This window comes from Lentzea sp. JNUCC 0626, from assembly GCF_043632865.1.
Taxonomy (GTDB): Bacteria; Actinomycetota; Actinomycetes; order Mycobacteriales; family Pseudonocardiaceae; genus Lentzea.
In genome coordinates, this window is record NZ_CP171635.1 from 3,179,716 (window position 1) to 3,193,690 (window position 13,975).

Consider the following 13,975-nt stretch of genomic DNA (forward strand, 5'->3'; position numbering starts at 1 on the left):
CCGCTTCCAGCCGGTCGAGCTCCACGAGTCCCGGTGCCCGGTCGCCCGGCACGACCTCGGCGAGCACGTGGCCCGCCAGCGCCTGGGCGTTCGGGTGGTCGAAGACGAGGGTGGCCGGCAGCCGCAGACCGGTCGCCGTGGCCAGGCGGTTGCGCAGGTCGACCGCGGTGAGCGAGTCGAACCCGAGGTCCTGGAACGCCTGGGCCGGGTCGAGCGCGGCCGGTGACTCGTGGCCGAGCACGGTGGCGGCGGTGCGGCGGACGAGATCCAGCACGGTCCGCCTGCGTTCCTCCGTGCTCATGGCCGTCAACCGCTCCCGCAACGCTTCGAGCGTGCCGAGCGCCGCCGCGTCCGCCTCCGCGTCCGCGGCGATGAGGCGCTGGACGTCCTCGATCCCGTTCAGCAGCGGGCTCGGGCGGCCGGAGGTGAACGCGGCGGTGAACCGCGCCCAGTCGACATCGGCGACGGCCACGAAGGTGTCGTCGAGGTCGAGCGCCCGCTGCATGCCGCGCATGCCGGCGGAGGGGGCCATCGGTGACAGCCCGTGCCACTCCGGGTTGAGGTCCATCAGGTCCTCGACCACGACACCGTCGTCCAGCACGTGCAGCGCGTCCCAGACGCCCCAGGCGATGGACGTCGCCGTGCGGCCGCCTGCCCGGCGTCGCTCGGCGAGTGCGTCCAGGTAGGCGGATCCGGCGGCGTACGCGCCGTGGTCGCCGCTACCCCACACGCCGGCGATCGAGGAGAAGAGCACGAACGCGTCGAGGTCTCGGTCGGCGAACAGCTCGTCGAGGTGCGCGGCACCCGCGACCTTGGCCGCGAGGACGTCCGCGAACTCCTCCGCGGTGGACTCGGCGAGCGCGGTGAGCCTGATCAGCGCGGCGGCGTGCACCACCGACCGAATCGGCCCGCGGTCCGCCTCGACCTGCTCGACGAGCGCCCGCAGTGCTTCGCGGTCGGCGACGTCGCAGGCGGCGACGGTCACGCCGACCCCGGCCTCGGTGAGTTCGGCGGTCAGCGCGGCCATTCCCGAGGCCTGGTCGCCCCGGCGACTGGTCAGCACCAGGTGTTCGGCACCGTCCTCGGCGAGCTTCCGCGCGATCACCGGGCCGAGCGCACCGGTCGCACCGGTGACCAGCACGGTGCCACGCGGCCGCCAAGGGGCCGGCGTCGAGTCCGGCCTCGCGGCACGAACGAGCCGCCTGCCGAAGACCCCGTTGCCGCGCAGGGCGACCTGGTCCTCGGTGAACTCCCCGGTGAGCACCGCGTGGCAGCGCCGCAACGCCTCCGCGTCCGGCTCCACCGGCAGGTCGACCAGCCCGCCCCAGCGCCGCGGCTGTTCGAGGCCGAGCACCCGGCCGAGACCCCAGGTCTGCGCCTGCACCGGGTCCGGCGGCAGGTCGGCCCCGACGCTGACGGCACCGCTGGTCACGCACCACAGCGGTGCGCTGATCCCGGCGTCGGTCAAAGCCTGGGACAGCACGAGGTTCGCCACGAGGCCTGCCGTGACGCCCGGCCGCAGTTCGGTCCGGTCGAACGCGAGCAGCGACACCACGCCGTCGAACGACGTGTCGGTGCGGAGCTGCTCCGCCCATTGCTCGCGGTCCGCACCGGCGCCGGCGGTCACGACCTCCGAGCCCTGCCCCCTGAACGCCGCGACCAGCCCCGCGTCGGCACCGTCCGCGGTGACGACCAGCCACCGTCCCGGTTCGCCCGCGACCGGCTCGGCGACGGCCTCCCACTCGACGCCGTACCGCATCGTGTCCACAGTGGACTGCTCCGCGCGGTCGGCACGCCACCGCGCCAGCGCCGGCAGCACCGAGGCCACGGCCTCGGGGTCGGCGTCGAGCGCCGCGGCCAGGTCGCCGTTCTCGACGGCGGCCCAGAACCCGGCGTCCTGCGACGCCGCCGCGGGCAGCTGGAAGTCGATCCAGAACCGCTGGTGCCGGAACGGGTACAGCGGCAGGCCGACCCGCCGGGCACCGGCGCCGGCGAAGACCGCGGCCCAGTCGACCGGCAGGCCGAGCACGTACAGCTCCGCCGCGGACATCAGCACCCGGTCGTACCCACCGGCATCGCGCCGGAGCGTGCCGCCGGTGACGACCTGACGCTCCGCCTCGTCGGCCGTCTGGCTGATCGCCGTCGTCAGCACCGGGTGCGGGCTGCACTCGACGAAGACGCCGTGGCCCGCCTCGATCAACGCCTTCGTGGCCTGCTCGAACTCCACGGTCTGCAGGAGGTTCCGGTACCAGTACCCGGCGTCGAGCGTGGTGGTGTCGATCGGCTCACCGGTCACCGTCGAGTACAGCGGCACGCGACCGGCGACCGGCGACACCGGCGCCAGCAACTCCCGCACACGCTCCTCGATGCGGGTGACGTGCACGGAGTGCGACGCGTAGTCCACCGGAATCCGCCGGACACGCACCCGGTCGGCCGCGCAGGCCTCGTAGAACCGCGTCAACTCGTCGGCACCACCGGACACGACCACGGACTGCGGTCCGTTGACCGCGGCGACCGCCAGGTCCACGTAGTCCGCGAGCCGCGCCCGCACCGCGTCGGCACCGAGTGCGACGGACACCATCCCGCCCTGCCCGGCGAGCTCCCGGATCGCCTGGCTGCGCAGGGCCACGACCCTCGCACCGTCGTCGAGCGACAACGCCCCGGCGACACACGCCGCGGCGATCTCGCCCTGGCTGTGCCCGAGCACCGCGTCCGGCCTGATCCCGAACGACTCCCAGACCGCGGCCAGCGACACGAGGATCGCCCACAGCACGGGCTGCACGACGTCGACCCGTTCGATCGGCTCGCGCTCGCGCACGACACCGAGCACGTCGAAGTCCACATAGGACCGCAGGGCCGCCGCGCACTCGGCCATCCGCCCGGCGAACACCGGCGACGCGTCGAGCAGATCGGCCGCCATGCCCGCCCACTGGGAACCCTGGCCGGGGAAGACGAACACGACCTTGCCCGGAGTGCCCGCCACGCCCTCCGCCACGCCGGGCCCGTCCAGCGCCTCCAGGCGGCCGCGCAGTTCGGCGGTGTCCCGGCCGATGACGACGGCCCGGTGCGCGAACTCCGATCGCGTCGTCGCCAGCGAGAGCCCGACGTCGACCGGGTTCTCCCGCAGTGCGAGCAGGTTGGCGGCCTGGTCCCGCAGCGCCTCGGCGGTGCGCGCCGAGAGCACCCACGGCACCGCGGGCGGCGCGGCGGGCTCGGCCTCGGGTGCCGGTTCCGGGGCCTCCTCCAGGATCAGGTGGGCGTTGGTGCCGCTGACGCCGAAGGACGAGACACCGGCGCGGCGCGGGTGGTGGTTGCGCGACCACGGCTGCTGCGACGTGAGCAGCTCCACCGAACCCGCCGTCCAGTCGATGTGCGTCGAGCGCTCGTCGGCGTGCAACGTGCGCGGCAGGACCTCGTGCCGCAGGGCCTGCACCATCTTGATCACACCGGCGACCCCGGAGGCGGCCTGCGTGTGCCCGATGTTCGACTTGACCGATCCGAGCCACAGCGGGACGTCCCGGTCCTGCCCGTAGGTGGCCAGCAGCGCCTGCGCCTCGATCGGGTCACCGAGCGACGTGCCCGTGCCGTGCGCCTCGACAGCGTCCACATCGGACGGTGCCAGTCCGGCGTTCGCCAGGGCGGTGCGGATCACCCGCTGCTGCGACGGGCCGTTCGGCGCGGTGAGGCCGTTCGACGCGCCGTCGGAGTTGACCGCCGAGCCGCGGATCACCGCGAGCACCGGATGCCCGTTGCGCCGCGCGTCGGAGAGCAGTTCCAGCACCACCATGCCGATGCCCTCGGCCATGCCCATCCCGTCCGCGGCCGCGGAGAACGCCTTGGAGCGTCCGTCCTTCGCCAGCCCGCGCTGACGGCTGAACAACACGAACGGCGCCGGCGACGCCATCACCGTGACACCGCCGGCCAGCGCCAGCGACGACTCGCCGGTGCGCAGCGACTGTCCGGCCATGTGCAGTGCCACCAACGAGGACGAGCACGCCGTGTCGAGCGTGACGGCCGGCCCTTCGGTGCCGTACACGTACGCCAGCCGCCCGGCCGCGACACTCATCGAGGTGCCGGTGAGCAGGTGCCCCTCGGTGCCCTCCGGCGGCTCCGCCAGTCCCGAACCGTACGACGACGTGCTGGCACCGACGAACACACCGGTCCGGCTGCCCCGCAGCGTGCCCGGCGTGATCCCGGCGGCCTCGAAGGCCTCCCAGGACGTCTCCAGCAGCAACCGCTGCTGTGGGTCCATCGCCAGCGCCTCACGCGGCGAGATCCCGAAGAACGCCGCGTCGAAGTCACCGACGCCGTCGAGGAACCCGCCTTCGCGGACGTAGGACTTTCCGGGAGCGTCCGGATCGGGGTCGAACAGCCCGTCGAGGTCCCAGCCGCGGTCGGCGGGGAACCTGCTGATCCCCTCGCCGCCGGCCTCCAGCATCCGCCACAGGTCCGCGGGCGACCGCACGCCACCGGGGAACCGGCAGCTCATCCCGACGATCGCGATCGGCTCGTCCGAGCTCGCGACGGCGACGGTCCGCGCCTGCTCGGACTCGCCGCCCAGCTCGGCGGTGAGGTGACGCGCCAGCTTGTCCGGGCTCGGGTAGTCGAACACCAGCGTCGCGGGCAGCCGCAGCCCGGTGGCCGCCTGCAGCCGGTTGCGCAGCTCGATCGCCGTGACCGAGTCGAACCCGAGGTCCTTGAACGCGCGATCGGCGTCGACGTCGCCACCGGAGTCGTACCCGAGCACCGCCGCGACCTGGGCCCGCACCGCACCCAGCAGATCCCGCACCGGCTCGGCGACCGCTTCGGTGACGAGCCTGCGCACCTCCGGGATCTCGCGGAACAACGGGCTCGGCGTGCCGGACACCGCGACCACGCGGGCCCAGTCGATGTCGACCACGACAGCACTGGTCTCGCCGCGGTCGAGCACGCGCTGCAGCGCCGCGATCGCCAGGTCCGGGTCCATCGCCGGGACGCCGCGGGAGAGCATCCGTTCCTCGACCGCACCGGTCGCCATCCCGCCCGCGGCCCAGTGCCCCCACACGACGGCCGTCGCGGGCAGGCCTTCCTCCCGCCGCCGGCGCGCGAGCGCGTCGACGAAAGCGTTGCCGGGCGCGTAGTTGCCCTGCCCGGCCGCGCCGAACATGCCGCCGAACGACGAGAACAGCACGAACGCGCTCAGGTCGAGGTCACGCGTCAGCTCGTGCAGGTTGACGGCCGCCTCGGCCTTGACCCGCAGCACGTGCTCGACTTGGTCGAGGCTCAGGTCGTCGAGGAGGGCGTCGTCGAGCGCCGCGGCGGTGTGCACGACCGCGGTCAGCTCGCCGGGACTGTCGGCGAGCAGCGCCGCGAGCGCCGCCCGGTCCGCGAGATCCACAGTGGACACGGTGACCGCGCTGCCCAGCTCCTCCAGCTCGGCGACGAGGTCCGTCGCACCGGGCGCTTCGAGGCCACGCCGACTGGTGAGGACGATGTGCTCGGCGCCACCACGGGCGAGCCACCGTGCCACGTGCGCACCGAGAGCACCGGTGCCGCCGGTGACCAGCACGGTCCCGGACGGGCGCCAGGTGCCGCTCACCTCACCGTCGACGCCGTCGATCACGTGGGCCAGCCGCCGTGCCAGCACTCCGCCACCGCGGACCGCGAGCTGGTCCTCCCCGCCGGGTGCGGCCAGCACGGCGCTCACGCGGTCGGCCGCGGCGGGATCCGGGGTGGTCGCGAGATCGATCAGGCCGCCCCAGCGGCCGGGGTGTTCCTGTCCCACGACCGGGCCGAGGCCCCAGACGAGCGACTGCTCCGGGTCGTCGACGGGGTCCGCGGGGCTCGTGCTCTGCGCGCCGAAGGTGGTCACCCAGAGCGGGGCGTCGATCTCGGCGTCGCCGAGGGCCTGGACGAGCGTGACCGTCGCGGCGTGGGCCAGCGGCACGGCCGGGTGGCCGGGGTGCCGGCCGCGGGCACCGGCGAGCAGCGACAGCACGCCCGCGACGCGGTGGCCGGCCAGCCGCGCGGCGAGCGCCGCGCGATCGGCGGACGGGTCGACGGTGAGACGGACGACCTCCGCGCCCTGACGGGTCAACGACTTCTCGAGGGCGTCGGCCCATCCGGCGCCGCTCTCCGGCACCACCACCAGCCACCGACCGCTCAACCTCGACGCGGCCGGTGCGAGCGCCCTCCAGGTCACCCGGTACCGCCACTGGTCCACGGTGGACTTGTCCTGCTGCCGCCTGCGCCACGAGGACAGCGCCGGCAACACCGCGCCGAGCGCTTCGCTCTGCTCACCGTCGACCCCCAGGTCGTGCGCGAGCGAGGCCAGGTCGTCCCGCTCCACCGCGGTCCAGAACCGCGCGTCGACCGGATCCGCCGCGCCCCGCACCACTTCGGGCTCGCTGGGCCAGAACCGGCGATGCCGGAACGGATAGGTCGGCAGCGCGACCCGCACGGCACCGGTGCCCCGGAACGCCACCGCCCAGTCGACCGGCACACCCGCCACGAACGCCTCGGCCAGCGACCGCGCGAGCCGGCCGGCACCACCGTCGTCACGGCGCAGCGTGCCGGTCACCACGACCTCGCGCTCCGCGGCGTCGGCCGTTCCCTCGACGCCCGCGGCGAGCACCGGGTGCGCGCTGCACTCGACGAACGCCGTGTGCCCCTCCGCGAGCAGCCAGGCGACGGCCTGGTCGAAACGCACGGTCTCCCGCAGGTTCCGGTACCAGTACCCCGCGTCCAGCTCGGTGGTGTCCAGCACTTCACCGGTCACCGCGGACACGAACGGGATCCGCGCGGCCAGCGGGGAGACATCGGCCAGCGACACCGCGAGCTCGTCGGCCAGCAGTTCCACCTGAGCCGAGTGCGACGCGTAGTCGACCGCGATCCGCCGCGCACGTGCGTCCTGCGCGGCGGCCACGAGTTCGTCCAACGCACCGGATTCACCGGAGACCACGACCGACGACGGGCCGTTGACCGCCGCCACGGAGATCCCGCCGGCCCAGGGCGCGATCAACTCGGCAGCGCGTTCCGGAGAGACCGCCAGCGACACCATCCCACCCGAGCCCGACAACCGCAGAATCGCCTTGCTCCGCAGTGCGACCACGCGAGCACCGTCCTCAAGGGACAATCCCCCGGCCACCACAGCGGCAGCGATCTCACCCTGCGAGTGACCCACCACAGCCGCAGGCTCAACACCATGCGAACGCCACACCTCGGCGAGCGACACCATCACCGCCCACAAGACGGGCTGCACCACATCCACCCGCACCAACGCGTCAGCATCGTCGAGCACGTCGAACAGATCCCAGTCCACAAAGGACGACAGAGCCTCGGCGCACTCCCGAAGGCGCGCGGCGAACACCGGCGACGCGTCCAGCAGCTCACGCCCCATGCCGGCCCACTGCGACCCCTGACCGGGGAACACGAACGCGACCCGCCGGCCGGGCCGGGCGATCCCGCTGACGACGTCCGCAGGGGCGCCACCCTCAGCGAAAGCCCGCGCCGCCGCCGAGTGCCCACCCAGGACCACCGCGCGGTGCTCGAACAGCGCGCGAGTGCTGACCAGTGAAAACCCGATGTCCACCGGATCGCCGGACGGCACCCGGGCCGCCTGGGCCCGCAGCGCCTCCTCGGATCGCGCGGACAGCACCCACGGCACCACCGCGGGCACAGTCCGTCCTACCGGGGCCTCCACAGGACCAGGTCCGGCTTCGAGGATCACGTGGGCATTGGTGCCGCTGATGCCGAACGACGACACCGCCGCACGCCGCGCCCGCCCCGTCTCCGGCCACGGCTGTGCCGACGACAGCAGCTCGATCGCACCCGACGACCAGTCGACGTGCGGAGAAGGTGTGTCGGCGTGCAGGGTGCGCGGCACCACGCCGTTGCCCAACGCGAGCACCATCTTCACCACGCCCGCGACACCGGCCGCGGCCTGGGCGTGCCCGATGTTGGACTTCACCGAGCCCAGCAGCAGGGGCCGTGCCCGGTCCTGCCCGTAGGTGGCCAGCAGCGCGTCCGCCTCGATCGGGTCACCGAGCGACGTGCCGGTGCCGTGCGCCTCCACGACGTCCACATCGGACGGTGCCAGCCCGGCGTTCGCCAGGGCGGCACGGATGACGCGTTGCTGGGACGGTCCGTTCGGCGCGGTGAGGCCATTGGACGCGCCGTCCTGGTTCACCGCCGTACCTCGGACCACCGCGAGCACCTGGTGGCCGAGGCGTTCGGCGTCCGAAAGCCGTTCCACCAGCAGCATGCCGACGCCCTCCGACCAGCCGGCACCGTCGGCGTCGGCGGAGAACGCCTTGCAGCGGCCGTCCCGCGCGAGCCCGCGCTGCTGGGAGAACTCGACGAACGTGCCGGGCGTCGCCATCACGGTCGCGCCGCCCGCCAGCGCCATGGTGCACTCGCCGGAGCGCAGCGACTGCACCGCCAGGTGCACTCGCCGGAGCGCAGCGACTGCACCGCCAGGTGCAGCGCGACCAGCGACGAGGAGCAGGCGGTGTCGACCGTGACGGCCGGGCCTTCGAGCCCGAGCGTGTAGGCGATCCGCCCGGAGGCGACGCTGCCGGAGTTGCCGACGCCGAGGAATCCCTCGACGTCGTCGGGTCCACCGGACAGCCGCGCGCCGTAGTCGTGGTACATCAGGCCGGCGAACACGCCGGTGCGGCTGCCGCGCACGGTGGCCGGGTCGATCCCGGCCCGTTCGAACGCCTCCCACGCCGACTCCAGCAACAGCCGGTGCTGCGGGTCCATGGCGAGCGCCTCGCGCGGCGAGATGCCGAAGAAGGCGGAGTCGAAGTCGGCGGCGCCGTCGAGGAAGCCGCCGGCGCGCACGTAGGTCTTCCCGGGCCGCGGCTGCGGGTCGTACAGCGCCTCGACGTCCCAGCCGCGGTCGGCGGGGAACTCGGTGATCGCGTCACCACCCTCGGCCAGCAACCGCCAGAGGTCCTCGGGAGAGGCGACCCCGCCGGGGAACCGGCAGCTCATCCCGACGATCGCGATCGGCTCGTCCGAGGCCGTCACCTCCACGACCTGCCGGACCGCCGCGTCGCCGGCGAACTCGGCCTGCAGGAACGCGGCGAGCGCAGCCGGGGTCGGGTGGTCGAACACGAGCGCGGCGGGCAGCCGCAGCCCGGTCGTCGCCGACAGCCGGTTGCGCAGGTCGACCGCGGTCAGCGAGTCGAACCCCAGCTCCCGGAAGGCGACCGAGGTGTCCACCGCGGACACGTCGGCGTGGCCCAGCACCACCGCGACCTGGGTGCGCACGATCTCGGTGAGCGCACGTTGGCGGCCGGCGTCGTCGAGACCGGCCAGCCGCGCCCGCAGGCCGTTGTCCTGCGCGGCGACCGCGCGCGCCGGGACGAGCCTGCGCAACATCGGCGGCACCGCCTGGTCGCGCAGAGCGGGAACGTTCAGCTTGACCGGCACCAGGACCGCGTCGGCCAGCGTCCGGGCGGTGTCGAACAGCGCGAGCCCCTGCTCGTCGGACAACGGCGGGAACCCGGCGCGCGTCATCCGCCGCAGGTCGACGTCGGTCATCGCGCCGGTCATCCCGCCGCCGCGCGCCCACAGCCCCCACGCCAGCGACTGGGCACCACGCCGCCGCGCGGCCAGTGCGTCGAGCACGGCGTTCGCGGCGGCGTAAGCGCTCTGCCCGGCGCTGCCGAACGTGCCGGTCGCCGACGAGAACAACACGAACGTCGCGGCGTCGGTGAGCTCGTCGAGCGCGAGCGCGGCATCCACCTTGGCCCGCAGGACCTTCTCGAAGTCGTCGGCCGTCAACGACTCCACGACACCGTCCGCGAGCGCGCCCGCCGCGTGCACGACAGCGCTGATCTGTTCGCCCGCGAGGAGTTCCGCGAGCTGGTCGCGGTCGGCGACATCGCACCGGACGACCCGCACGTCGGCGTCGAGCCGTTCCAGGTCGGGATGCCCGGCACCGGTGCGGCTCGTCAGCAGCAGACGGCGAGCGCCGTAGGCGGTGACCAGGTGCCGAGCCAGCAACGACCCGAGCGCGCCGGTACCACCGGTGATCAGGACGGTGCCGGTAACGTCGAACGCGGGCGCTTCGTCGGAAACCTGAACCCGTGCCAGCCGCGGCACGAGAACGGAGCCGTCGCGCAACGCGGCTTCCGGTTCCTCTCCCGAGGCCAGGACCGCGACGAGTGGAGCCGTCTCGCCCGTGTCGGTGTCGGCGAGCAGGAACCGGCCGGGGTGCTCGATGCGGACCGAGCGGATCAGGCCCCACACCGCCGCCGCGGCGAGGTCTTCCCCTGTCGTCGCACCCGAGGTGACGAACACGAGGCGACCGTCATCGCCGGCGAGGTGGTCGCGGACGAGTTCGAGCGCACGGCCCAGCACCGCCCTGACACTGCCCGCGATGTCGGACGGATCACCGGTGATGCGCACCAGTTCGAGGTCGGCGCCGGAAGCCGCGTCCGGCACCACCACCTCCGTCCATTCCGGACGGAACACCGCGTCGGCGACGAGTTGCTGCGCCACCAAGGGCCGCAACACCAGCGACGACACGGTGGCCACCGAGACCCCGGACGCGTCGGCGACGTCCAGCGCCACCGCGTCCTCCCCCGCAGGCCTGATCCGCACCCGCGCCGCCCCGGTGCCACCGGCTCGCAGAACCACGCCGGACCAGGCGAACGGCATCAGCGCACGATCGCCACCGCCGTGCGCCCCGAACTGCAGCGCCCCAGACCGCAGCGCCGCAGCCTGCAACGCCGCGTCCAGCAACGCCGGGTGCAGCCCGAACCGCGCCGCCTCGGCGGCGATGCCGGAAGGCAGCGCGACCTCGGCGTAGATCTCCTCGCCCAGTCGCCAGGCCGCCCGCAGGCCGCGGAACGCCGGCCCGTACGCGAAACCCTGCTCGGCGAACCGGTCGTGCAGCCCGTCGACCTCGACGGGTTCGGCGCCGGCAGGCGGCCAGATCACCAGGTCCGCGGCCGCCGGCTCCGCACCACCGAGCACACCGCCGGCGTGCCGGGTCCAGCTGTCGTCCCCGGCGCGGCTGTGCACCGCGACCGCACGCCGCCCGCTGCCGTCAGGAGCGCCGACCGACACCTGCACCTCGACCGCACCGTCCTCCGGCAGCACCAGCGGTGCCTCCAGGACCAGGTCTTCCACGGCCCGGCCGTCGGTCTCCTGCGCCGCCCGCACCGCGAGCTCGAGCAGCGCCGTGCCGGGCACGACGACGGTGCCGCGCACGACGTGATCGGCCAGCCACGGGTGCGAGCGCAGGGAGAGCCGCCCGGTGAACAGGTGACCGTCGCCCTCGGCGAGTGCGACGACCTGGTCGAGCATCGGGTGGCCAGCCGAGCCCAGACCGGCGGAATCGCCGGCCAGCGCGGGCGCGTCCAGCCAGAAAGCCGAACGCTGGAACGGATAGGTCGGGAGCTCGACCCCCACGGGATCGACGCCGTCGAACTCGGCGGACCAGTCGACGGCCACGCCCTGGCTGAAGGCCACGCCGAGCGACGTCAGCAGTCGCGCCCGGCCACCTTCGCCGCGACGGAGAGTGCCGACGGCCTCGTCGAGACCGGTCACGAGCACAGGGTGCGGACTGCACTCCACGAACACCGGACGGTGGGCGAGAAGTCGTGCCACGGCCTGGTCGAACCGGACGGTCTCACGGAGGTTCCGGTACCAGTAGGCCGAGTCCAGCGCGGCGGTGTCGAGCACCTCACCGGTCACGGTCGAGTAGAACGGCACGTCACCGGTGCGCGGGCGGATCGGGCCGAGGACGGCGAGCAGCTCGGCTTCGACGGCTTCGACGTGCCGGGAGTGCGACGCGTAGTCGACGGCGATCCGCTTGACCGGAAGGTCCTGCGCCAGCAGCTCTTCGAGTGCGTCGGCGTCGCCGGAGACCACGACCGAGGACTCGCCGTTGACCGCGGCGATCGACAGTCGCCCGCCCCAGGGCGCGATCACCTCTTCCGCGCGCTCGAGCGACGCGGTGAGCGAGACCATCCCGCCCTTGCCGGACAAGGCCAGCAGAGCCTTGCTCCGCAGCGCGACCACGCGCGCACCGTCCTCAAGGGACAATCCCCCGGCGACCACAGCGGCAGCGATCTCACCCTGCGAGTGACCCACCACCGCGGCAGGCTCGACACCGTACGAACGCCACACCTCAGCGAGCGACACCATCACCGCCCACAACGCGGGCTGCACGACATCGACCCTCGACAACGCGTCGGCGTCGTCGAGGACCTCCGGCAACTTCCAGTCCACAAAGGACGACAGAGCGGTGGCGCACTCCTCCATCCGCGCCGCGAACACCGGCGACGCGTCCAGCAGCTCACGCCCCATCCCGGCCCACTGCGACCCCTGACCGGGGAACACGAACACGGCCCGGCGCACACCGCGGGCCACCCCGGCACCCGCACCGTGCTCGGCCAACGCGGTCAGCCCTGCTCGCAGATCACCGGCCACCACCGCCCTGTGCTCGAACAGCTGACGGGACCTGACCAACGCCGCGCCGACGGCCGCGACGTCCCCCTCCACCAGGGACAGGAGGTTGCGCGCCTGGTCACGCAGGGCCGGTTCGGAGCGGGCGGAAAGCACCCACGGGACGTCCGAGACCACCCCGGCCACGGCTTCGGGCCGAGGCCGCCCCTCCAGGATCACGTGCGCGTTGGTCCCGCTGACACCGAACGACGACACACCGGCCCGGCGCGAGGAACCGGTCGAGGGCCACTCCACGGCCTCCGTCACCAGCTCGACGGATCCGGCCGACCAGTCCACGTGCGGCGAGGGCGCGTCGACGTGCAAGGTCTTCGGCAGCACGCCGTGGCGCATCGCCTCGACCATCTTGATCACGCCGCCGACACCGGCCGCGGCTTGCGCGTGCCCGATGTTCGACTTCAGCGACCCGAGCAGCAACGGCCGTTCCCGGTCCTGCCCGTAGGTCGCCAGCAGAGCCTCGGCCTCGATCGGGTCTCCCAGCGAGGTACCCGTGCCGTGCGCCTCCACGACGTCCACGTCGGACGCTGCCAGCCCGGCGTTCGCCAGCGCGGCACGGATCACGCGCTGCTGCGCCAGGCCGTTCGGCGCGGTCATGCCGTTGGAAGCACCGTCCTGGTTCACCGCCGTACCGCGCACCACCGCCAGGATCGGATGTCCGAGGCGCTCGGCGTCGGAAAGCCGCTCCAGCACCAGCACACCGACGCCCTCGGCCCAGCTCGTGCCGTCGGCGGCGGCCGCGAACGCCTTGCAGCGCCCGTCCGGCGCCAGCGCGCGCTGCCGGCTGAACTCGACCAGCGCGGACGGCGTCGCCATCACCGACACACCGCCGGCGAGCGCGAGGGTGCAGTCGCCCTGGCGCAGCGCCTGCGCGGCCAGGTGCACGGCGACCAGCGACGACGAGCACGCGGTGTCGATCGTGACCGCGGGTCCCTCCAGCCCGAAGGTGTAGGCGACCCGGCCGGACGCGACGCTGCCCGCGCTGCCGTTGCCGAGCAGGCCTTCGAAGCCCTCCGGCACCCGGTACATCCGGCCTGCGTAGTCGTTGTACATCACGCCGGAGAACACACCCGTACGGCTGCCGCGCACCGCGTCCAGCGTCAGCCCGGCCCGTTCGAAGGCCTCGTACGACACCTCCAGCAGCAGCCGCTGCTGCGGATCGATGGCGAGCGCGTCCCGCGGGCTGATGCCGAAGAACGCCGGGTCGAACTGGTCGGCGTCGTGCAGGAACCCGCCCTCGCGGGTGTAGACCTTGCCCGGCTCGTCGGCGTCCGGGTCGTACAGGCCGTCGAGGTCCCAGCCACGCCTGGCCGGGAAACCGCTGATGGCGTCACCGCCGCGGGCGACGAGATCCCACAGCTCCTCCGGCGAGCCGACGCCACCGGGGTAGCGGCAGCTCATGCCGATGATCGCGATGGGTTCCCCCGCCGCTGCCTCGAGGCGCTTCGTGAGCTCCCGCAACCGATCGCTCTCCTTGAGCGACGCGCGCAGAGCTTCGACGATCTTGTCCGGTGTG

General features: G+C 73.5%; 2 pseudogenes. Both read right to left on the bottom strand.

Features of this window, described 5'->3' with window-relative positions:
* Positions 1 to 64 precede the first annotated feature (64 nt).
* Positions 65 to 8,386: pseudogene (locus JNUCC0626_RS14065) on the bottom strand (type I polyketide synthase); the annotation flags it as partial.
* Positions 8,359 to 13,974 (bottom strand): annotated as a pseudogene (locus JNUCC0626_RS14070) (SDR family NAD(P)-dependent oxidoreductase); the annotation flags it as partial. The pseudogenes JNUCC0626_RS14065 and JNUCC0626_RS14070, both read right to left, overlap by 28 nt.
* Position 13,975 lies beyond the last annotated feature (1 nt).